Origin of the sequence: Sphingomonas aurantiaca (assembly GCF_003050705.1) — a bacterium.
Taxonomy (GTDB): domain Bacteria; phylum Pseudomonadota; class Alphaproteobacteria; order Sphingomonadales; family Sphingomonadaceae; genus Sphingomonas; species Sphingomonas aurantiaca.
Genome location: NZ_QAOG01000006.1, coordinates 306,934 through 330,077 on the forward strand (window position 1 = coordinate 306,934; position 23,144 = coordinate 330,077).

Annotated in this window: 12 protein-coding genes; 10 read left to right on the plus strand and 2 right to left on the minus strand. The window is 66.0% G+C overall.

Annotated elements, in window-relative coordinates:
• Nucleotides 1–4 precede the first annotated feature (4 nt).
• Together C8J26_RS16975 and C8J26_RS16980 are read left to right on the plus strand one after the other, a co-directional pair.
• Nucleotides 5–2,533, plus strand: a complete 2,529-nt coding sequence (locus C8J26_RS16975; protein WP_107959377.1) for a glycoside hydrolase family 3 protein — start codon at nt 5–7, stop codon at nt 2,531–2,533.
• Nucleotides 2,521–4,350: a glycoside hydrolase family 9 protein gene (locus C8J26_RS16980; RefSeq protein WP_107959378.1), complete on the plus strand. Its 1,830-nt coding sequence runs from the start codon at nt 2,521–2,523 to the stop codon at nt 4,348–4,350. The genes C8J26_RS16975 and C8J26_RS16980 overlap by 13 nt, the downstream gene beginning before the upstream one ends.
• On the opposite strand, the gene C8J26_RS16985 is transcribed toward C8J26_RS16980, so the two are convergent.
• Nucleotides 4,347–5,363, minus strand: a complete 1,017-nt coding sequence (locus tag C8J26_RS16985) for a cupin-like domain-containing protein (protein WP_056415233.1) — start codon at nt 5,361–5,363, stop codon at nt 4,347–4,349. The two genes, C8J26_RS16980 and C8J26_RS16985, sit on opposite strands and share 4 nt — an antisense overlap.
• 39 nt (nt 5,364–5,402) lie before the next feature.
• Nucleotides 5,403–8,786 (minus strand): TonB-dependent receptor, encoded by a 3,384-nt coding sequence (locus C8J26_RS16990; protein WP_167398882.1) that lies wholly within the window; start codon nt 8,784–8,786, stop codon nt 5,403–5,405.
• A gap of 262 nt (nt 8,787–9,048) precedes the next feature.
• Here C8J26_RS16990 and C8J26_RS16995 point away from each other — a divergent pair, with 262 nt between their 5' ends.
• From C8J26_RS16995 to C8J26_RS17030, 8 genes are all read left to right on the plus strand, one after another.
• Nucleotides 9,049–10,569, plus strand: a complete 1,521-nt coding sequence (locus tag C8J26_RS16995; protein ID WP_107959380.1) for a tryptophan halogenase family protein — start codon at nt 9,049–9,051, stop codon at nt 10,567–10,569.
• A complete protein-coding gene (locus C8J26_RS17000) occupies nt 10,566–12,038 on the plus strand; it encodes a tryptophan 7-halogenase (protein WP_107959381.1) in 1,473 nt (490 codons plus the stop codon). The genes C8J26_RS16995 and C8J26_RS17000 overlap by 4 nt, the downstream gene beginning before the upstream one ends.
• Nucleotides 12,035–13,561, plus strand: coding sequence for a tryptophan halogenase family protein (locus C8J26_RS17005; protein ID WP_107959382.1), 1,527 nt, complete (start codon nt 12,035–12,037; stop codon nt 13,559–13,561). The genes C8J26_RS17000 and C8J26_RS17005 overlap by 4 nt, the downstream gene beginning before the upstream one ends.
• An 85-nt stretch (nt 13,562–13,646) precedes the next feature.
• Complete coding sequence (locus C8J26_RS17010; RefSeq protein ID WP_107959383.1) at nt 13,647–16,589, plus strand: glycoside hydrolase family 2 protein; 2,943 nt, start codon at nt 13,647–13,649, stop codon at nt 16,587–16,589.
• 4 nt (nt 16,590–16,593) lie between these two features.
• Nucleotides 16,594–18,561, plus strand: a complete 1,968-nt coding sequence (locus tag C8J26_RS17015) for a glycoside hydrolase family 97 protein (protein WP_107959384.1) — start codon at nt 16,594–16,596, stop codon at nt 18,559–18,561.
• 7 nt (nt 18,562–18,568) lie between these two features.
• A complete protein-coding gene (locus tag C8J26_RS17020) occupies nt 18,569–19,345 on the plus strand; it encodes a GDSL-type esterase/lipase family protein (protein WP_107959385.1) in 777 nt (258 codons plus the stop codon).
• On the plus strand, nt 19,342–20,802 hold the full coding sequence (locus tag C8J26_RS17025; protein WP_167398883.1) for a carboxylesterase/lipase family protein: 1,461 nt from the start codon (nt 19,342–19,344) through the stop codon (nt 20,800–20,802). Before C8J26_RS17020 ends, C8J26_RS17025 begins: the two co-directional genes overlap by 4 nt.
• Nucleotides 20,803–21,114: 312 nt before the next feature.
• Nucleotides 21,115–23,052 carry an energy transducer TonB gene (locus tag C8J26_RS17030; RefSeq protein ID WP_146168877.1) on the plus strand — a complete coding sequence of 646 codons (1,938 nt, stop codon included), beginning with the start codon at nt 21,115–21,117 and terminating at the stop codon, nt 23,050–23,052.
• Nucleotides 23,053–23,144: the final 92 nt, after the last annotated feature.

The window sequence follows — 23,144 nt, forward strand, 5'->3', positions numbered from 1 at the left end:
TAAGATGTCGGCAGGGTTTTCCACGTTAACGATCGCGCTGCTGCTGCAGTCGGCGGCGACGCCGGTAGCCCCGCCCACCGCCCCCGTGTCGGCGGTCGCGCATCCCGAAATCTGGCCGACCGCCAACGCGCGCCCCTTGCGCGATCCGAAGGTCGAGGCGCGGATCGATGCGCTCCTGAAACGCATGTCGGTCGCGGACAAGATCGGCCAGCTGATCCAGGTCGACATCGCCAGCATCGAGCCGTCCGACCTGCGCACCTACAAGCTCGGCTCGATCCTCAACGGCGGCAATGCGGGCCCTGGCGGCAACGATCTCGCCCCGCCGATCGAGTGGCTCAAACTCGCCGACCAGTTCTATGACGCGTCGATGGCACGCAGCGACGGCCGCCCGGCGATCCCGGTGATCTGGGGCACCGACGCCGTCCACGGCAACAACAACATCCCCGGTGCGACTCTCTTCCCGCACAATATCGGCCTCGGCGCCGCGCGCGATCGCGACCTGATGCGCGAGATCGGCCACGTCACCGCGATCGAGACCGCCGCCGCCGGCATCGACTGGACGTTCGCGCCGACGCTCGCGGTCGTCCGCGACGATCGCTGGGGCCGCACCTATGAGAGCTATTCCGAAGAGCCGCAGATCCAGGCCGACTATGCCGGCGCGGTGATCGAAGGCGTCCAGGGCAAGGTCGGCACGAAGGACTTCCTCGCCCCCGACCACGTGATCGCGACGACCAAGCACTTCCTCGGCGACGGCGGCACCGGCGGCCGCGACCAAGGCGACGCGCGCATCCCCGAAACGACGCTGCGCGACATCCATCTCGGCGGCTATCCCGCGGCGATCGAGGCGGGCACACAATCGGTGATGGCCAGCTTCTCCAGCTGGAACGGCGCGAAGATGCACGGCAACAAGAGCCTGCTGACCGGCGTGCTCAAGGACCGCCTCCACTTCGACGGCTTCGTCGTCGGCGACTGGAACGGCCACGGTCAGGTCGACGGCTGCTCGAACGAGAGCTGCGCCGCGGCGATCAACGCCGGGCTCGACATGTTCATGTATTCGGGCAGCGGCTGGAAGACGCTCTACGCCAACACGCTGAAACAGGCGCAGTCGGGCGAGATCCCCGCCGCGCGCCTCGACGACGCGGTCCGCCGTATCCTGCGCGTGAAGATCCGTGCGGGCACGTTCGATCGCGGTCGCCCGTCGTCGCGTGCGCTCGCGGGCAAGATGACCCTGATCGGGGCCGCCGACCACCGCGCGATCGCTCGGCGCGCGGCACGCGAGTCGATGGTCCTGCTCAAGAACGAAGGCGGCCTGCTCCCGCTCAAACCCGCCGCGAACATCCTGGTCGCCGGCGGCGGCGCGGACAACATCCCGCAACAGGCCGGCGGCTGGTCGCTGACGTGGCAGGGCGGCGGCACCACCAATGCGGACTTCCCCAACGCGCAGACGATCTGGTCGGGGATCAGCACCGCGGTCAAAGATGCCGGCGGCACCGCGACGCTCTCGGCGGACGGCAGCTACGCCAAGAAGCCCGACGCGGCGATCGTCGTGTTCGGCGAACAGCCCTATGCGGAGTTCAAGGGTGACCGCCCGAACCTCGAATACAGCCCCGACGACAAGGCCGACCTCGACCTGTTGCGCAAGCTGAAGGCCGCAGGCGTCCCCGTCGTCGCGGTATTCCTGTCCGGCCGCCCGCTCTGGGTTAACGCCGAACTCAACGCCTCCGATGCGTTCGTCGCGGCGTTCCTGCCGGGCAGCGAGGGCGGCGGCGTCGCCGATGTGCTGTTCCGCAAGAAAGACGGCAGCGTCGCCAACGACTTCCGCGGCAAGCTGAGCTTCTCCTGGCCGAAGCGCCCCGACCAGTACGTCCTCAACCGCACCGACCCCGGCTACGACCCGCTGTTCGCGTTCGGCTATGGCCTCAGCTACGCCAAGCCGGGCACGGTCCCCAAGCTCGACGAGGCGCGTCCCGCCGGCATGGCCGCGTCGTTCAACGGAACGGTCTTCGGCAAGGGCCGCGTTCCCGAGGGTTGGTCGCTGACCCTGGTCGAGCAGGGCCAGTCGAAGGTTCGCCTGCTCGGTGTCAACGCAACGACCGCGACCAGGCGCCTCGCCGCCTCCGCCGTCGATCGTCGCCGCCAGGAGGACGCACGCGCGTTCGTCTGGGCGGGCGGTCCTGCGGACACGCGGATCGAGGCGTCGGGCCCGCTCGACCTGACACGCGAGAGCAACGGCGAACTGAGCCTGGTCGTCGACGTCCGCGTCGACCGTCCCGCCACCGCGCCGGTCGCGCTCGGTATGGTCAGCACCGACGGCAAGGCGGTCACTGTCCCGATCACCAGGATGCTCGCTACGGCCAAGGTCGGCGACTGGCAGCAGGTGATCGTCCCGCTGCAATGCTTCGCCAAGCGCGGCATCGACATGGCGCACGTCACCGCGCCGTTCCTGATCGCCACGGACGGCACGCTCGGCGTGTCGATCTCCGACGTGAAGATCGATTCCGCACCCGTATCGATTACCAAATGCGGCGACTGACCCCGCGGCTGCTAGGTATGGCGGCGGTCGCGCTGACGACCTCCGCCACGCAAGCCCCGCCCGCCCCGATCCGCATCGACCAGGTCGGGTTCGAGACGCGCGGTCCCAAGATCGCGGTCCTGCCATCCATGCAGGCGAGCCCGCTTGCGTGGACGCTCACCGATGCGCGCGGCGCCGTCGTCGCGTCGGGCCGGACGATCCCGGCAGGACCGGACTCCGCCTCAGGCGAAAGCGTCCACCGGATCGACTTCGGCGCATTCCGGATGCCCGGTACCGGCTATCACCTCCATGTCGGAGCGACCGCCAGCCACGCCTTCGCGATCGCCGACCGACCGTTCGCGCCGCTCGCGACCGCGGCGATGGCCTTCTTCTATCAACAGCGCAGCGGCGTACCGATCCTCCCCGCCTTCCTCGAACGCGAGGACCTTGCGCGCCCCGCCGGCCACGCCCCCGACATCGCCACCTGTTTCGCCGGGCGCGATCAGAAGGGCGTCCAGTGGCCCGGATGCCCGTACCGGATCGACGCGACCGGCGGCTGGTACGACGCGGGCGACCACGGCAAATACGTCGTCAACGGTGGCGTCTCGACTTGGACCCTGCTCGATCTCCACGAACGGCTTGCCGCGCTCGGTGACGCAAACGCGTTCGCCGACGGCCGCCTCGCGCTGCCCGAACACGCCAACCATGTCGACGACCTGCTCGACGAAGCGCGCATCGAAGTCGCGTTCCTCCTGTCGATGCAGATCCCCGAGGGCACGCGGCTCGCTGTCGCGCCCGATGCCGGCGTCGCAGGCAAGGCGATCACGCGGTTCGAGACGATCGACGCAAGCGGCCTCGTCCATACCAAGATCGCGGACGAGCACTGGACGACGATTCCGACTGCACCCGCCGACGATCGCCAGACCCGATTCCTTTACCCGCCGTCGACTGCGGCGACGCTCAACATGGCCGGCGTCGCCGCGCAGTGCGCGCGAATCTGGCGGACGATCGACCCCGCCTTCGCCACCCGCTGCCTCACCGCGGCACACCGCGGGTGGGCCGCTGCGCTCCGGTACCCCGCGCTGCTCACCAGTTCGGATTTCACCGGCAGCGGCGGCTATGGCGACCCGGACGTCCGCGACGAATTCACCTTCGCGGCGGCCCAGCTCTACGCGACCACGCGCGAGCCATCGTTCCTCGATCGCCTGCGCGACGACCGCCTCTTCACCGATCCAGGCACGGAGATAAGCTGGGGCTCGTTAAGGCTGGCCGGCGCGCTGACGCTGGCGACGCTGCCGGGCGGCATGCTGCCTGCCGACGATCGCGCCATGCTGCGCACCCGCATCGCTGCGCTCGCTGACGGCTTCGTCGCGGAGGGCAAACGCAGCGGCTACGGTATTCCGTTCGCCGGGACGAACTATCCCTGGGGCTCGAGCAGTTCGATCCTCAACCGGGCGATCGTACTCGGCGTCGCGTGGCAGATCGACCGCAAACCCGCCTATCGTGACGCCGTGGTGGCCAGCGTCGACTATATCGTCGGCCGCAACCCGCTCGACCGGTCCTACGTCACCGGCATCGGTACGCGTCCGATGCAGTACCCACACCACCGTTTCTGGGCTGCCGCGGCGGACCCGCGCTATCCCGCACCGCCGACCGGCGTCCTGTCCGGCGGCCCCAACTCCGCCGCCGCGCGCGAACTTGGGCCGATGAAGGGGTGTGCGCCGCAAACCTGCTGGATCGACGACTACCGCGCCTTCACGGTCAACGAGGTCGCGATCAACTGGAACGCCCCCCTGGTCTGGACGGCCGCGTTCCTAGACGCGACCCGCGCGCGCTAGAGCCGCTCCAGGGTCCGCGCGAGATACCCGCGGATCGAGTCGGTCCGTTCCGGCGACGGTTCGCCGAGCACGCCGCGCATCGCCTCCGGCAGATGCGCGGCTGCAGCCTTGGCCTCGTCACCGAAGACATATTGATCGAACCACCCCCGCACCGCCGCGCGCTCGCCCTCAGGCAAATCGCGGATCGCCAGGATCGCGTGGATCAGCGCGGGGAACGGCGATGCCGCACCTCCCTGCCCCCACCAGTAATTGACCAGCACGTTGAACCGCCCGAGCGCCTTGACGTCATGCCACCACATCGACGGGATGAAGATCGCGTCGCCCGGCTCCAGCACCGTCACCTGCATCTGCGCGCGCGCGTCCGCAAACCGGGGGTAGCGATCGAGATCGGGTGCTTCGAGATCGACGAGGCTGACCGGCTGGCCGGCGATCGTCACATCGAGCGGACCGACATAGAGATTGGGCCCCTGCTCAGGTGGAAACAGGCAGAACCGCCGCCGCCCCGCGACTACGACCGCGACGTTGCTCGACACGTCGTAATGCGTCGAGACGCGGCTCTCGTTGCCAAGCCATACGCGCGGCACCGCTTCGGGCGTAGGTAGCGGCAGGACGTTGGTCTCGGCCCACCCCGGCAGGAATTCACCCGCCGCGGCCGCCCCGGCATAGATCGCAGGCGCACCCGGCACACCCTGCAACGCGATCAACTGGTCGACCAACGTCGGGATCGGGGCCTTGGCGCGCTCGAAATTGAAGCCGCTCAGATCGTCATTGTAGAAGAAACGGCCGCCAACGTCGCGCTGTGCGACCATCACGTCGGCAGAGCGCCCGCCGTCGAACGACACGATATGCTCGCCGATCGCGCGGTCGGAACTTTGCGCGGCACGCACCGCGGGCCAGTGCGCGGCCAATCCGCGCATGACCACGGGCCGGTAACCATGCGCGATTTCGGCTTCGAACCGCGCCGCATCGATCGCGCCGGTCTCGGCGACGGCGAGGCCGGGGATGTCACTCATAGCGTGCGTGTAATCCCCGGCCTTCGGCCCTGCCAGACCTTAAAAGGTCATGCGTGCCGACAGCGTGTACGATCGGTCGTTCTTGAAGAAGCTGCGCGGCGCTTCGAGCCCCGCGCCGTTCAGCAGGAAGTTGGTCTTGGTCGTCTCGTCCAGCAGGTTCGATGCGGTCACGCCGAGCTTGAAATGCTCGTTCACCGTCACGAACGCCGAGGCGTCGAGCTGGCCGGTTGGCAGTGCATAGACCGGCAGGAACGGGAAGCAGCAATCGCGGTTCGTCAGCAGGAATTTCGAGCGCCAGCTATACGCGACACGTGCATAGAACGGACCCTTGTCGTAGAAACCGGCGACGTTAACCGTATGCTTCGACAGCCCCTGCAACGGCAAGTTGTCATAGAGACCGGCGACATCCTGCGGTGGGCGGCTACCGTCCGCGGCGCCATTGGCAGGCACCGGGTTGGGGATCTTGCCGGCCTTCACATAGGTGTAGTTCGCCTGCAGCCCTAGGCCACCGAGTGCGCCGGGCAGGAAGTCGAAAGTCTGCTGGTACGCGATTTCCGCACCCTTGATCCGCGACTTGCCGTTGACATTGGCGGGGCCGCTGACCTGCACGTCGAACGTCTGGCCATTGTTGGTCAGCGTGCGCGTGTAGCCGAGATTGTCGACGATGATGTTCGACAGCGTCTTGTGGAACAGAGTCGCGGTCAGCGAGCCAACCTTCGAGAAATACCACTCGCTGGTAAGGTCGAACTGGAGTGCCTCGACGGGACGCAGGAATGGGTTCCGGGACTGCGCGGCGAACTGGAAGTTGCCGGCCGTGTTGCCACCCGACGTGCCGACGCCGACATAGTTGCGCAGATCGCCGAAGTTCGGTCGCGAGATCGCCTTCGATCCGGCCGCACGGAACAGCAAGGTCGGGGTGACCTGAAGCTTCACGTTCGCGCTCGGCAACCAGAAGTTGAACTTCTGCTTGGCGATGTCTGGTGTCGACGATCCATTGGCATAAGCGAGGATCGCGGCTTGCTGGGCAGCCGGCACGGTGCAGATCGCGTTGATCGAACCCGATGTCGGCGGCACGTCGCGCTGCGATTGACAGAACCCGGCCAGCGTCGCCGGATAGGCGCCGCCATTGGGATTGGCGGGCAGATTGTTCGGATCGAAGATCGTGTTCTGCTGCGGGAAGGTGATCGCACCGTCCGAGCTGTCCTTGGTCCGTACGAAGCGCAGGCCGATATTGCCGGTCAGGCTCATGCCGTTGCCGAAATCCTCGACGCCGAAATCGGCCCGGGCATAGGCCGCCATGGTTTGCTCGCGGTTACGATACAACTCGCTCGGCAGGTATGCGCCGTCGATCAACGCGCTGCCATCCGACGTCTTGCGGTCCTCGGCTGGCGTATAGGTACCGCCCCCAAGCGTCGTGATCTTGCGCAACAAATCGGTGAACGCATCATGATCGCGCAGGATGTCGTCGGCGACGAACGTCGCGCTCGGCGGCGTGTTGGTCTTCCCGCGGAAGAAGTTGGTGAAATTATGCAAGCTTTGCTCGTCCTGAGCGAGCGCCGCATAGGTCACTGGGCCCTTGGCCGACCACGTCTCGGACAGATAGCCCCAGTTGTTGTAGTCGACCGACTTCACCAGCTGCTTGCGATCGGCATAGCGACCACCAACCCGCACGTTGCGCAGGAACGCGGTGTCGCTGACATCGAACTGCGCATCGCCGCGGAACGCCCACTCGTGACCCTTGTTGTCCTGACGGCCATTGAACGCGTCGCGGAAATAGATCGAGTTCGGGTTGGCGAAATAGCTTGTGGTTTCGAACCCAGGCGTGATCGACGTGATCTGCGGAACGCTGCCGCGCAGATCGATCGCGGTCTGGCTGAACGTCGCGGTATCGAGAATGTCGTCGCGAACCTTCACCTTCGACGTGGCGTATTGCCCGTCAAAGTTCAGGTGGAGGCGATCGATCGGCTCGAACTTGATGTTGAGCGACTGATCCTGCGAGATCGACTTCGAGAGGAAGTGCCGGTTGGATTCGGTCGTAAACACACCGTTTGGCGAAAACTGCGACAGCACGCCATAGCCGTTCGGGCCGTTGCCCTGCACCGCGCCGCTGCGCTTGCCCAGAGTCCCACTCGTGAAGACGCCGTTGTCGTCGTACGTAAAGTCCGATCCGCCGACCGGGAACACCGTGTTGGCATCGCCGTAATAGACGTTCGGCTCGACGGTGTGCTCAAGCCAGTCGTCGGTCGACTCGGCGCGAACGAACTGCGCAGTGATGAGCAGGTTGCCCGACGCGGTCTCGTACTGCGCGGCGCCCGAATAGCCGATGCGCGTGCGATCGAAATCCTGCGTCCGCGAGCCTGCGCCCAGCGGTGCGTACACCACGTTGCGACCCGCGGGCAGCGGGAAGGTATCGAACAGCGTCGACTGATACGGCGTACCCGCGTTCAGCACGCGACCTTCGCCGGCATCCTGGACGCCGTTGCCGTTCTTGTCGTCGTTGTAGCGCGGCAGCATCGACGAGATGAACACCGAGTCAGACCGGCTGTACAGCTTCTGATAGGTGCCGCTCGCCAGAATACCGAACCGGCCTGCGCTGCCGAGATCGAACTGCTTGGAGACGAGCCCGACGAACTGCGGCGCGCCGCGCTTCTCCAGATCGCCGAGGTTCATGCCCGCCGAGAGGAACAACAAGTCCTTCTTTGAATCGAATGGCTTGCGCGTGTTGATGTTGACGGTGCCGGCGATACCGCCCTCGACCAGATCTGCGGTGAGGTTCTTGAAGACCTCGACCGAGCCGACGATCTCCGCCGGAATGTCGTTGAAGCCGATCTCGCGGCCGCCGCCAGCGGCAAACGCGTCGCGGCCATTGAACTCGCCACGGACATAGCTGAGGCCGCGGATCACGACGCCTGAGCCCTGCGCCGAGTAATGCGCGGAGTCGCTTGGGGCGGCGAAGCGGCTGATCGACACGCCCGGCACGCGCTGCAGCGCTTCGTTGACCGAGCGGTCGGGCAGCGCGCCGATGTCTTCGGCCGTGATCGCGTCGACGACGGTATCGGAGTTACGCTTGATGTTCTGCGCGTTGGCGAGGCTCTGACGGATGCCCGTAACGACGATCTCGCCGCGCTCGGTGTCCGGGGTGGGGTTGCCGGCATCCTGCGCCGCGCCCGACGTGCCGGTCGTGTTGCTCGCTGAACCGGGCGCCGTGCCCGCGGTCGCCGAGTCCAGGCTGGCAGAGCCAGACGTCGTGCTGGCGACGCCAGAGCCTGCCGGCGCCGGAACGGCCTGTGGATCGGACGGGCCAGAATCGGCGACCTGCGCGAAGGCGGACGGCGCCATCACGGCGATCGCGATTATCGAAACGCTCGCGCCAAACAGACGCGTCGCGCGGGCGATCGCCCGCGATGATGCAACACCAGCCATGATACTTCCCCAAACATCCTCAGCACGATCGCCGCTGCTCATCGAGCAGACGGTCTTGTCGCGCTTCCCCAGATCGACGAACGTCCATCGCCCGTCTTGCCAAGATGTTAGGCAGCAATATTTCGGATCACAAGTTGAATAAGACAATTTGAAATACAGATATGTCGGACACGTCCGATGTGTTGCCAAAGTGTAACAGGTTCGGAACGGCCCTAACGATAAGGGGCTGTGCAAAGCGGTGTGGCGCGAGGATGGAGGGCCAATGGATATGCGCAAAACGCGGGTCGTCGTGGTGGGCGGCGGGACGGCTGGGTGGATGACGGCCGCGGCGCTTGTGCGGCTGTTGCCGGTCGCGTGCTCGGTCCATCTGGTCGAGTCGGCGGAGATCGGGATCGTCGGGGTCGGTGAGGCAACGCTGCCGCACATCCGTGCCTTCGTCGAACGCCTGGGCCTGGACGAGGCCGATTTCATGCGCGCCACGCATGCGACCTTCAAGCTCGGGATCGACTTCCGCGATTTCGGCGCGATCGGCGACAGCTACATTCACCCGTTCGGCAGTTTCGGCCGACCGCTCGACGATGTCGGCTTCCACCATTACTGGCTCCGCCTTGCCGCGGCAGGCCGCGCCGGGCCGATCGGCGACTATTCGGTCGCGGTCGCCGCCGCCAAGCGCCACCGCTTCGCCATCCCGGATGGCGCGCCCGACGATCTGGCCGCGAGCTTCGGTTATGCCTATCAGTTCGATGCGACGTTGTTCGGCCCCTATCTCCGCCATTTTGCCGAAGCCCACGGCGCGCGCCGGACCGAAGCGCGGATCGTGTCGGTCGACCGGGATCCGCTGAACGGCGACGTCCGCGCGCTCCGCCTGGACTCGGGCGAAGCGGTCGAGGGCGACCTTTTCGTCGATTGTTCGGGGTTCCGCAGCCTGCTGCTCGGCGACGCGATGGCCGAACCCTGGGAAGACTGGTCGCGCTGGCTGCCCTGCGACCGCGCCGTCGCGATGCCCTGCACCTCGCCGGACGGGCCGATCGAGCCTTATACGCGCGCGACCGCGAAACCAGCCGGGTGGCAGTGGCGCATCCCGCTCCAGCACCGCGTTGGCAACGGCTATGTCTATTCGAGCGCGCATCTCTCGGACCAGGCCGCCGCCGATGCACTGGTCACCTCGGTCGAGGGCGCGCCGCTCGCCGATCCGCGAGTTCTCAAGTTCCGCGCCGGTCGCCGCCGCAACAGTTGGGTCGGCAACGTCGTCGCGATCGGCCTTGCGTCGGGGTTCCTCGAGCCGCTCGAATCGACGAGCATCTATCTCGCGCAGATGGCGATCACGCAACTGATCGAACTGTTCCCGCAGAATATACGCGCTGACGGTATCGCCACGGCCGACCGGACCGAATTCAACCGCATGGTCGACATGGAATATGACCGCATCCGCGATTTCCTGATCCTGCATTATCACGCGACGACCCGCGACGATTCGGACTTCTGGAACCATGTCCGGACGATGGAGGTTCCGGCTACGCTCGCCGACAAGATCGAGCTGTTCCGCCAAGCTGGACGCGTGACGCAGTATAGTGAGGGGCTGTTCCTCGAACCGAGCTGGATCGCGGTCTATCTCGGACAGGGCATCGTGCCGCAAGCCTGGGACCAGCGTGCCGACCGTCCGGGCCTAGACGGTCTCGATCGCGCGATCGCCAGCCTGCGCGATCACGTTGCCGCCACGGCAACCGCGATGCCCGACCATGGCACGTTCATCGCACGCCGCAACGCGACGATCGCCGCATGACCGCCCGCCCGCCTATCCGCAGCATCGCGGTGCTCGGTGCCGGGATCGTCGGCCTGTCCGCGGCGATCGCGTTCGCGCGCGTGCTGCCCGGGCTCGCGGTGACAGTGATCGAGACCCCGGACGATCCGGCCGCACTGACCGACCATCTGGCAGGCACACTGCCTTCGATCGCCGAATTTCATGACCGGATCGGCCTGCGCGAACGCGATCTGCTGGCGGCGGGGGCGACACACCGGCTAGGCACACGGCTGTCGGACTGGCGTGCCGACGGGGTGCCTTTGGTGCTGGCGCATGGCGAGCGCGGCGGTGCGATCGCGCCGGGTACGTTTCACCAGCATTGGCTGAACGCGCGCCGTGCCGGGAAGACCGCGGCGTTCGATGCGTTTTCGGTACCTGCGACGCTCGCTGCCGCGGACCGGTTCGTCCATCCGTCGGACGATCCGCGCTCGCCAATCTCGGGGTTTGGCTATGCGTGGCGGCTCGACCCGCCGCGCTACCGCGACCTCTTGCGAGCACTTGCCCGGCATATCGGGATCATCCCCGTTCCCGGCGTCTATGCCGGAGTGGAGCGCGGCAGCGACGGGCACGTTGCGACGCTCCTGCTCGCCGACGGTCGGTGCGTCGCAGCCGATCTGTACCTCGACTGTTCGGGCCCCGCCGCACCGTTGCGATCGGCGCTGGATACGCAGTGGGACGATTGGCGGCGCTGGCTGCCGGTCGATCGCCTGCTGCTCGGGGCCGCGCCGGCACGGGTCGCGACGCCAACCGATGACCGAATCGCGGTACCCGCAGGCTGGCGGTTCGTGCAACCGCTGCGCGACCGGACTCTCGTCGGGCTTGGCTACGCGGCCGATCAGACGTCCGATTCCAGCGCCCGCCGCGTATTGCCGGCCGGCGACACGGTCGTTCCGCTTGCACTGGGTGTCCGAGCCGAACCGTGGCGGCACAATGTCCTGGCACTGGGCGATGCCGCGGTCGTGCTCGATCCGCTGGCAGACGCCAATCTCCACCTCGCGCAGAGCGCTATTTTGCGCGCGATCGACCTGCTGCCGGGGCGGGACTGCGCGCCGACCGAACTTGCCGAATATAACCAGCGCAGCCACCGCCAGGCGGCGCGTGTCCGGGATTTCCAGGCGGCGCATTATCTCCCGACCGGACGAACGCGCGGGCCGTTCTGGAAAAGCATCGCGCGCCTGCCGCGGCCCGACAGCCTGGCGCACACGCTCGAGCAATTCGCGCATCGCGGGCGCCTACCATTCTACGAGGACGAGAGTTTCGACAAGGACGACTGGCACGGGCTGTTGCTGGGGCTCGGCATGATCCCCCGGATCGCCGATCCGATCGCGTCCGCCAGCCCGCCTGAGCTGATCGCAGCGACGCTCAAGCAGCTTGCCGACGCGACCGCGGCGCTGCCTGCGCGCCTGCCCCCCTACCCCGCCTATCTCGCACAACTGGAGCGTGGCCGATGACCGATGCGAACCCAGGCCCGATCCGCAAGGTCGTCATCGTCGGCGGCGGTACCGCGGGCTGGATGGCCGCGGCCGCCGCCGCGCGCTATCTCGACGACGGTCAGCGCCAGATCGTCCTGATCGAGTCCGATGCGATAGGCACGGTCGGCGTCGGCGAGGCGACGATCCCGCCAATCCTGGGGTTCAACGCGCTGATCGGCGTCGACGAACGCGAGTTCCTCCGCGCGACCGGCGCCACGTTCAAGCTCGGGATAGAATTCGTCGGATGGGACACCGGTGATGACCGGTACATGCACGCGTTTGGCGGGCATGGCCGCGATATCCAGGGCCTCGCCTTCCATCAGCTCTGGCTCAAGCTGCGCGATCGTCCGGGTATCGGCGGGATCGACGCCTATGCCCCCTCCGCCGTTGCCGCCTATCTGAACCGGTTCGGCCTGCCCACCGGGCCGCAGACCGCGCCGCTCGCCTACGCCTATCATTTCGACGCGGGGCTCTACGCCGCGTTCCTGCGCCGTCGCGCCGAGGCCGGCGGTGTCACCCGGATCGAAGGACGGATCACCCGCGTCGATCGCGATCCCGACACCGGCCATGTCCGCGCGGTGCGCCTCGACGACGGGAGATCGGTCGACGGCGACCTTTTCATCGACTGTTCGGGATTTCGCAGCCTGCTGCTCGGCGAGACGATGGGCGTACCGTTCGAGGACTGGTCGCACTGGCTGCCCTGCGACCGCGCAGTGGCGGTGCCGACCGAGCCAAGCGCGCCGTTGCTCCCCTATACACGCGCGACGGCGCGGACCGCCGGCTGGCAGTGGCGGATTCCGCTTCAGCATCGCACCGGCAACGGCCATGTCTATTCCAGCGCGCACATTTCGGACGACGAAGCGACCGCCGTGCTGCTGGCGAATCTCGATTCCAGGCCAACCGCCGAGCCGCGTCAGCTCCGCTTCAAGGCGGGGCGCCGGACCAGCATGTGGAAGGGCAACGTGGTCGCTCTCGGGCTTGCCGGCGGCTTCCTCGAGCCGCTCGAATCGACCAGCATCCATCTGATCCAGACCGGCATCTCGAAACTGTTCGCGCTGTTCCCCGACCGCGGTTTCTCCGCTGTCGAGCGCGACGAATATAACCGGCTGATGGGCGACGCCTATACCTCGGTGCGCGACTTCATCATCCTGCACTATCATGCCACCCGCCGCGACGGTTCCGCCTTCTGGCGGCATGTCCGGACGATGCCGATCCCCGACAGCCTGACGCGCAAGCTAGCGCTTTTTCGCGAAAAGGGGCGAGTGTTCCGCTACGACGACGAATTGTTCGGGATATCGAGCTGGGTGCAGGTGCTGCTCGGCCAGAACGTCATCCCGGTCGGCCATGATCCGATCGTCGATGCACTCGATGCGGACCGCGTCGCGGACGCGATCCGCCAGATCCGCGCCGCTACAATACGCGGCGCGCAGTCATTGCCCAACCATGCCGACTTTGTCGCCCACCACGGCCCGTTCGATCGTAAAAACGAATTTGCCAAATAATTTGGCTTTTTGGTTTTCTCGTGCTTTTTTAGAGCTTGATCGTGCAGCCCGGCCAGAGATCCGGCTGCCGAAAAGGGGATGACTGATGACCGACTGTTCGATCCGCATCTACGGCGCCGCTGCGCTCGCGTCGCTGCTCGCGTCAACGGCAGTCGCCCAGACAGCACCGCCCGCCCCGCTTCCCGCCGGGTATGCCGGACGCGACCCCGTTCGGTCCGAATGGCCGGTGCAGGTCCGCCAGTCGCTCGGCCAGGTCGCTCCGCAGGATCCGGCCACGCTTCCCCGCAGTCGCGCGCCCTTGTCGAAGCCGGTTGCGAAACCGGCGCCGGGAGGCCCGGCGCTGACGCAGCGTTCACCCGGGTTATGGACCGTCGCCGGCTGGCGGCTCGCCGAAGCCCCCGATGTGAAGGCGGACGGCGCGACGGTATCGCGCGCTGGCTATGACGCGAAGTCATGGTACGTCGCCACCGTGCCGGGCACCGTGCTGACGACACTGGTCGATCGCGGCGTGTATCCCGACCCTGCGTTCGGGCTGAACAACATGGCGATTCCCGAGCGGCTTGCGCGACAGGATTACTGGTATCGCACCGAGATCGACGTTCCGGCCGGCACGCTCGGCCAGCATCTCGAACTGAATTTCAAGGGCGTGAACTACGCTGCCGAGATTTGGCTCAACGGCGCTCGGCTCGGCACGATGAAGGGCGCGTTCATCCGCGGACGGTTCGACGTTACCGGCAAGTTTGCACCGGGGCGCAACGTCATTGCCGTCAAGGTCTCGCCGCCACCGCATCCCGGCATAGCGCACGAGGAGTCGATGACGGCGGGCGTCGGCGAGAATGGTGGCATGCAGATGCTCGACGGGCCGACATTCGTCGCCACCGAGGGCTGGGACTGGATCCCTTCGATCCGCGACCGCAACACCGGGCTGTGGCAGGGCGTCGATCTGATCGCGACCGGACCGGCGGCGCTGGGGGATGCGCAGGTCGTGACGACCTTGCCGAACGCCGACAACAGCGTGGCCAATGTCGAGATCACCGTTCCGGTCCGTAACCTGACCGACCAGCCGACGACCGCGACTGTCACTGCGACCTTCGATGACGTCACCGTGGCCAGGACGGTCGCGCTAGACGCCTATGCGAGCGCCGACGTGACGATGGCCCCCACCGAGTTTCCGACGCTGGCGGTGCGCAATCCCAAGCTGTGGTGGCCGAACGGATACGGCGCCCCCGCGTTGCATGACCTGACTCTGACCAGCGTGGTCGGCGGTGCGGTTTCGGACACCAAGACGCTGCGCTTTGGCATGCGGCAGGTGACGTACGAGATTTCGCTGATGGACAAGACCGATACGCTGCGCCGCGTCGGCATCGACCTGTCCAAGGCGCGCGCGCTACATACGCAGATCGTCGACGGCACGCACCAGGGCATCCGCCAGACCGAGAATGGCTGGGCAGCCTCGCTCGTCCCCGGCGCGGAGACGTCGCCCGCGGTGACGCCGGTCGCGGGTGATGCGGGTCTCGCGCCGTATCTGCTTATCAAGGTCAACGGCGTGCGGATCGCCGCGCGTGGCGGCAATATCGGCATGGACGACTTCATGAAGCGGACCGAGCGCGCGCGCCTGCTCCCGTTCTTCCGGCTGCATCAGGATGCCAACCTCAACATCATCCGCAACTGGGTCGGCCAGAATACCGAAGAGACGTTCTACGATCTCGCCGACGAGCACGGGCTGATGATCCTCAACGACTTCTGGGAATCGACGCAGGACTACAACATCGAGGCACAGGACGTGCCGCTGTTCACCGCCAACGCCGAGGACGTGGTGAAGCGCTTCCGCAACCATCCCTCAATCGTCGTCTGGTTCGGCCGCAACGAGGGGGTGCCGCAGCCGATCCTGAACGAGGCGTTGCAGCGGATCATCAACCGGGAGGACGGTACGCGGCTGTACATGGGCTCGTCGAACCGCGTGAACCTGCAAAACAGCGGGCCGTATAACTGGCGGCCGGAGTCGACCTATTTCACCGATCACGCCAAGGGCTTTTCGGTCGAGCTTGGCACGCCCAGTTTCCCGACCCTGGAGGCCTGGACGCGCGCAATCCCAAAGGCTGACCTGTGGCCGATCGGCGATACATGGGCGTATCACGACTGGCACCAGACCGGGAACGGCGCGGTCAAGACGTACATGGATACGCTGGCGACGCGCTATGGCGCGGGGACCAGCCTGCCCGACTTCGAACGCAAGGCGCAGATGATGGAGTACGACTCCTATCGCGCGATCTTCGAGGGCTTCAACGCCGGGCTGTGGACCACCAATTCCGCGAGGATGCTGTGGATGACGCAGCCGGCTTGGCCATCGTCAGCGTGGCAGATCTTCTCGTCCGACTATGACACGCATGCTGCGTTCTACGGAACGAAGAAGGCCTCGGAGCCGGTCCACGTCCAGATGAACCTGCCCGACCACAAGGTCGTCCTGGTCAACAACGGTCCGGCGCTGACGGCAGCTGTCGTCCACGCCAGGGTGACGTCGCTCGACAACCGCGTGCTGGCGGACCAGCGCGCGACCGTCAGCGCCGGCGCCGGGCTGGTCGCGGATGCCTTCACCCTCGATCTCGCGCCGCTACTGGCGCAGGGCATGGTGCTGGTTTCGCTCGACGTGACCGACGTCGCGGGCAAGACCGTCTCGCAGAACGTCTATTGGCAAGGGGCGGACGATACCGCTTATCGCGGCATGACGCAGATGGCGAAGGTCCGCCTCACATCGACCGCGACCAGCCACCGCGACGGCGACGAGATCGCCACCACGCTCGATCTGTCCAATCCGGGCAGCGTCGCCGCGCTGGCGACCAAGTTGACGGTGATGAACGCCGACGGGACGCAGGTCCTGCCGGCGTATTTTACCGATAACTACGTCTCGCTGCTGCCGGGCGCCAAACGCCGAATAGAGATCCGCTACCCGGCCTCCGCGACGAAGGGCAGGACGACGGTGGCGTTGCGCGGCTGGAACGTGACGCCGGCCGCCGTCAAGGTCCGCTGAGCCGATGAAGATCCTCGCCGCCCTGACCTTGCTCGCAGCACCCGCGGTTGCCGCGGCGCAGGATCGCCATCTCCAGTCCCCGAACGGCGCGATCGATGTCACGATCGGCCAGGATTCGGCAACCAGAGGGCCAACCTACGCGATCGCGGTCCACGGCCGTCCGGTGATCGACATGTCCCCGCTCGGCCTCGCGTTCGAGGCGTACAAGAAACTCGGTCCCGATACCAATGTCACCGGCGCTGTGCGGACCAGCGTCGACACCCGCTATCGGCTGATCGCAGGAAAGACCTCCACCGCGCGCGATCATTATAACGAACTCACGCTGAACCTGATTGAGACCGGCGGCGCGCGGCGGCGGCTCGATATCGTCTTTCGCGTCTATGACGACGGCGTCGCGTTCCGCTACCGATTGCCCGTCCAGCCCGGCTTCACCGACCTCAGGCTTTCGGGTGAACTGACCGAATTCGCCTTCCCTGCGGACTATCGCTGCTGGGGTCTCAACCTCGGACGATTCGACACCAGCCACGAGGGCGAATACGACCCGGTTCAGGCGTCGCAGGTCCGTCCGCACAACCTATTCGAGATGCCGGTCACCTGTCGCACCGGTGCGGGCGATACGAGCTTCGCAATCACCGACGCCGATCTGCACGACTATGCAGGCGCGTACTTGACCGGGCGCGAGACCGGGGCGCTCGGCTTCGCCACACGCCTGACGCCGCGGCTCGATGATGCCGGGATCGCTGTTAAGGCCAATGTCCGGACTACCGGCCTAGTTACGCCATGGCGCGTCGTCATGCTCGCCGACACGCCCGGCAAACTGATCGAGTCGACGATCCTGACCAGCCTTAACCCGGCCCCGAAGGGCGACTTCGCATGGGTGAAGCCGGGCAAAACTGCGTGGGACTGGTGGAACGGTCCGACGTTGAGGGCGCTCCCCGGCGGCGCGGGCATGAACGACGCGACGATCAAGGCGTATATCGATTTTGCCGCGGCGAACAGCCTGCCCTACATGCTGATCGACGAGGGCTGGTACATCAACAGCGGCGGCGGGCCTGTGGTCTATCCAGGCGCCGACATCATGACGGTCGTCCCCACGATCGATCTGCCCAGCCTCGTTCGCTATGCCGCAGACCGAAAGGTCGGGCTGTGGCTTTGGGCGAACTGGCGCGTGCTCGATGCGAAGATGGATGCTGTGTTCACGCACTATGCCGCGATGGGGATCAAGGGCGTGAAGGTCGACTTCATGGACCGCAGCGACCAACAGATCGTCGACTTCTACCAACGCATATTCAAGGCGAGTGCCGCGCATCACCTGATGCTGGACCTGCACGGTGCGTATCATCCGACCGGCGCGACGCGGACCTGGCCGCAGTTCCTGACGCAGGAGGGCGTGCTCGGCGCCGAATACAACAAGTGGACGCGGCGGATCACTGCGCGACACAATGTCACGCTGCCATTTACGCGTGGGCTGGCCGGGCCGTACGACTATACGCCGGGCGGCTTTCGCAACGCGACGCCCGCGACGTTCCGGATCGAGCCGCAGACGCCGATGGTGCAAACGACGCGCGGCCAGGCGCTGGCGATGTACGTCGTCTTTGACAGCCCGTTCATGGGTGTCTCCGACAGCCCCGACAACTACGCGGGCGCGGTGGGGTTCGACTTCGTGCGTGCGGTGCCTGCGAGCTGGGACGAGACGCGTGTCGTGTCGGGAGCGATCGGCGAGCAGATTGTGACTGCGCGCCGATCGGGCAAGGATTGGTTCGTCGGCGCGATGACCGACGAGACGCCGCGCGTCCTCGACGTGCCGCTCGACTTTCTCGGAAGCGGACGCTTCACCGCCACGATCTGGCAGGACGGCGCGAGCCCGACCGATGTCGTCGCCACCAGTCGTATCGTCACTGCACGCGATACGGTGACGTTGAAGCTTGCAGGATCGGGCGGCGGCGCAATCCGCCTCGTGCCGATCCGATAGAGGAAACATGATGAAACTGACCCGTCTGTTGCTTGCCGCGCTTACCATTGCCGTGGGATGCCCCGCCTTCGCCGCCGACCCCACGCCCGAGCAGAAGGCGCAATGGGCGAAGGAGGCCGAGGAGCGGCTGCATACCGACTGGGCCTATCTCGGCCGATACCGTGAAGCGAATGCGGTGATGCGTGCGCCCGTCAAAGGCCAACCGCGGATCGTGCTGATCGGCGATTCGATCACGCAAGGCTGGTTCGATCAGGTGCCGGCATTCTTCAAGGGCGGCCGGATCGGTCGCGGGATCGGCGGTCAGACCACGCCCCAGATGCTCGTGCGCTTCCCCGCCGACGTTGTCGCGCTCAAGCCCGCAGTCGTGCAGATCATGGCCGGGACCAACGACATCGCGTTCAACACCGGACCGATGACACCGGACGAGAGCAAGGCCAATATCCGCGCGATGACAGAATTGGCGCAGGCCAACGGCATCCGCGTCATCCTCGCCTCGATTCCGCCAGCCGATCAGTATCCGTGGCGTCCGGGTCTCGACACGGGCAGCAAGATCGCGGCGATGAATGCGTGGCTCAAGGGCTATGCGGCGGCGACGGGCTCGACCTATGCCGATTACTGGTCCGCGTTGGTCGCGCCCGGTACGCTGGGCATGCGTGAAGGCCTATCGTCGGATCACGTCCACCCGACGCCGGCGGGCTATGCAGTCATGGCGCCGGTCGCGGAGCGCGCGTTCAACGCGGCATTGTCGCGTCCGGCCCCGACACGCGTGGTCATCGCCAAGTGATCCTGCTCGCCGCGCTGTTCGCCGCCACCACAGTCGTGCCGACGCAGCAGGGCACCGTACGCGGCGAAGTCACCGAGGACGGCCGCAACCTGTTCCGCGGCATCCCCTATGCCGCACCGCCCATCGGCCCTCTCCGCTGGAAACCACCACAGCCGATGCGGCGCTGGACGCACGCGCGCGACGCGACCAAATCGGCGGCGTCGTGCCCGCAGGTCGATCGCGGCTGGAACACGCAGGCGGCAAGCTTCGCTAGCGAGGACTGCCTGTACCTCGAAGTCGCGACGCCGGATCTCAAGCCAGGCAAGCCGCTGCCGGTGATGGTCTGGATCCATGGCGGCTCCAACTATGCGGGGGGCGGTTCAGGAACGATCCAGTCCGGAATGGTGCGCAAGGGCGTGGTGCTCGTCAGCATCCAGTACCGGCTTGGCGCGCTCGGCTTTCTCTCGCACCCGGCACTGACCCGCGAAAGCGGCGGCGCATCAGGCAATTACGGACTGATGGACCAGCAGGCGGCGTTGCGCTGGGTGCGCGCCAACATCGCGGCCTTCGGCGGCGATCCCGCCAACGTCACGCTTTTCGGGGAGAGCGCTGGCGCGATGGATGTCGGCCTGCACCTGCTCAGCCTCGGATCGCGCGGGCTGTTCGCCAAGGCAATCGAGGAGAGCGGCACGCCCGGCTTCGGCACGCCACCCCGCAGCCTCGCCGAGAACGAACGCCTTGGCATGGCGATCGCGGCCAAGGCAGGCATCGCGCAGACGGCTGCGGCGCTGCGCGCACTCCCCGTCGCCACGCTGATCGCCGCGAGCGAGGCGATCGACGTACCTGATCTCGCCGACAAGAGCTTCATCTGGCTCCAGGCGATCGTCGACGGCCGCTTTCTCACCGAAACCCCCGCGACTATTTTGGCAAAAGGCGGCAACCCCGCCCCGCTGATCATCGGCAGCAACGCGAGAGAACTGACGCTCCACGGCGGCATGTCGCGTGCCGACGAAGCAATCGCGGACGCGTTCGGTAGCAACGCTGCGCTCGCGCGGAAAGCGTACGGGGTGAATGCGACTCCGGCGGCCGATCCGCGACTGGGCGATCTCGGCCTGATTTTGTCGAACGACATAAACTTCCGCTGCCCGGTGACGGTAGTTTCCGCTGCTCGGGCACGCGCTGGCCAGCCAGTGTGGCAATATCAGTTCGACTATACCGCCCCCGACGCCAAGCCCGTGACCCACGGCAGCGAGATCCGCTACGTGATGCAAAGCGCTCAGGATCTTGAAGCCGGCGCGCCGCCGATGCAGGCTTATTGGCTGGCCTTCGCGCGCACCGGCGCACCCAGCGCAGCAGGCCTTCCAAACTGGAAGCGCTACGACCTGGCGACGAAAACCTATCTCGGTTTCGTGAACGGACGTCCGCAACCCGGCAACAACCTGCGGGCGGAAGTGTGCAATTTACGGAGCGCGCCTTAGCCGCCTGATCATGCGATGTTGGCTGATCCGCCCCATGTTTTTTTTACGAAGGCGGGTGCAGTCGCTGCGAAACAAGACTTCACGCCTTTTACCGACCGACACGGAGCATGCGCATGCCTCGTTACCGGTACGAGATTGGCGGGGGCGACGGGGCAGACCCATTCGCGGTCATTCAGAACCACCTCACCGCTTCCCCAGAGCGGCAGTCCGTTCACGTAGATCGGCTACCGCTCTGACGGTTAGCAAGCCGTCATCGTATTGCTTGACGCTCACTTCCCCGTCGGGAATGCTTCAGCAAACGGGGGGACGGCATTGAAACGCTTGAACGTGATTTGCGCAGGATTGATGTCCGTTGGGGTGGGCTCGGCGGCACTGGCCGCTTTTTCGAGCCCGCAGCCGGACGGCGCCGTCGTGCAACGGGCGCTCGATGCCCATGATTATCGACGAGCCGGCATCGAGCTCAACAAGCTGATTACCGAACGTTTGCCAGGGTCAGACAAGGGCGGACCCGATCCCGTTCTCGACCGGCTGTTTGCGGAGCTGATCTCGGCGAACGGGACGCCCGCGAGCGCGACAACGTTGCTCTTGCGGCTGAACGCGCAGCCAGGCTTGAAGAACCGCGGGCATTATCAGCTCCTGTTGGCAACGGCGCGGGAAGAGAGCGGCCAGTTCACCAACGCCGAGCGGCTGTACCAGTCGGTGAGTGCTGATCGGCAGGCGTCTGCGGAAGATCGCACCAGCAGCGTCATCGGTTATGCACGGTTGCGGATGATGACCAGCCCAGACGACGCGATTTTTGCCCTACAATCAGCGCAGCCGTTACCGGCTCAGGCATGGGAAGTGGATCTGCAACGGGCACGAGCCGAGGCGCTCGCGGGCCGCGACGATGCCGCGCAGGCCGCCATGCAGCGGGCATGGTCGGAAGCTCCCATGGCTGGGGCAGAACAAGGTGCCGCAGCCCGTGTCGCTTCAGACATGATGGTGACGGCCGGCAGGAAAGGAGATCGGGGACGGCTGATCGCGATGCTTGCGGTTGATCGGCTGAATCGCGGCACCAACACGGGTCAAGAGGTGCTCGGTGCCGACGTGCCGATCTGCGGGTCCGCCGGCATTACTCCGAACGACAGCGTTGCCGTCGAGTTCTCGCGGCAAGCTCCTCCCGGACGACCGCGCTTCTCGTTGGTTTGGGCAAGCCGGGCAGGCATTGCCGCGGCGTTTCTCGATGGCGTTGCACGGAACCCTGGGTTCCAAGTTCAGGACGGTCAAGCGACCACCGTTGTCCTGAAGTGTCGCCTGGGTCCAGCGGCCGATTATCAGGTAAGAGCGGACCTCGACGACCAAATCCTTAGCTGGAGTACAAGCCGCGGGGCGTATCCGTTGCTGGACACCGGGGATGAGAGCGACACGCCATCGCTGGCAAGCCTGCTTGCCGAGCGTGAGCGGCGTTACGGATCGACCTCGGTCATGTTGCTGCCCGTTCTGGTCCAGATACTGGGCCCAACGGTAGCGAGTGGCATGGACAATCAAGAGGCACGAGCTCGCGCTGCCGCGCTGTCCCACCGGATCGCCGACATCATCGCGGCCAACGGCGCCCCGGCAGACATGGTTCTGTTCAGTGCGCTCTCCACAACCGGACTGGACGTCGCGGCGCAAAGCAAGTCCGTTACTGCCGCGCAGGCCGAGTTCCAGTCGTTGTTGGGTCAGGCAGCACGTAATTCAGCGGTATCGCTCGATAACCTGTTCACGGTGGTGAGCAACGCGACAGCCTATACCCAAGCCCCCACCGCTCTACGAGTGCAGTTGCTGGAGCAGACCATTGCCGTGCTACGCGCGCACGTGCCTGCCACTGACCCGCGACTGATGGCACTGGGGCTTCGACTGCTGAGCGTCAGACGCGAGCAAGGAGACAGTGCGGCGGTTGCCGCTCTGATTGAGCAGTTCGACTTCGCACCCGACCTTTGCAACGTCGCCGTTCCGCCCGTGCGATTTACCTCGTCCAACATCACCGCCGATGATTACCCGCCGGACCTCGTGCAGGCGATGCTGCAGGGACGCACGATGCTCGAATTCAGCATCAGCGCCACAGGCACGGCGACAGCCGCGCGCGTTCTCGTTTCTGATCCGCCCTTTGCCTTTGACGCGGTTGCGCTCGCCAAGAGCTTGACCCTCACCTACGAGCCGGCGAAGACGGCCGGGGTGCCCCGGTCATGCCGAGCGCAGGTACAACCAATCCGATGGCAGCTGCCTTAGGGTCAGGACCCATTGATGTGATGGCCGCGATCTGATTCAGGTTGCGTAAGGAGACTGGCATGAGCGACCTGTTTTGGTTGACGGAAGAGCAG

Bases quoted from the DNA above. Each gene is read 5' to 3' on its own strand.
- C8J26_RS16975 (WP_107959377.1), top strand. From the start codon at position 5: ATGTCGGCAGGGTTTTCCACGTTAACGATCGCGCTGCTGCTGCAGTCG.
- C8J26_RS16980 (WP_107959378.1), top strand. From the start codon at position 2,521: ATGCGGCGACTGACCCCGCGGCTGCTAGGTATGGCGGCGGTCGCGCTG.
- C8J26_RS16985 (WP_056415233.1), bottom strand. From the start codon at position 5,363: ATGAGTGACATCCCCGGCCTCGCCGTCGCCGAGACCGGCGCGATCGAT.
- C8J26_RS16990 (WP_167398882.1), bottom strand. From the start codon at position 8,786: ATGGCTGGTGTTGCATCATCGCGGGCGATCGCCCGCGCGACGCGTCTG.
- C8J26_RS16995 (WP_107959380.1), top strand. From the start codon at position 9,049: ATGGATATGCGCAAAACGCGGGTCGTCGTGGTGGGCGGCGGGACGGCT.
- C8J26_RS17000 (WP_107959381.1), top strand. From the start codon at position 10,566: ATGACCGCCCGCCCGCCTATCCGCAGCATCGCGGTGCTCGGTGCCGGG.
- C8J26_RS17005 (WP_107959382.1), top strand. From the start codon at position 12,035: ATGACCGATGCGAACCCAGGCCCGATCCGCAAGGTCGTCATCGTCGGC.
- C8J26_RS17010 (WP_107959383.1), top strand. From the start codon at position 13,647: ATGACCGACTGTTCGATCCGCATCTACGGCGCCGCTGCGCTCGCGTCG.
- C8J26_RS17015 (WP_107959384.1), top strand. From the start codon at position 16,594: ATGAAGATCCTCGCCGCCCTGACCTTGCTCGCAGCACCCGCGGTTGCC.
- C8J26_RS17020 (WP_107959385.1), top strand. From the start codon at position 18,569: ATGATGAAACTGACCCGTCTGTTGCTTGCCGCGCTTACCATTGCCGTG.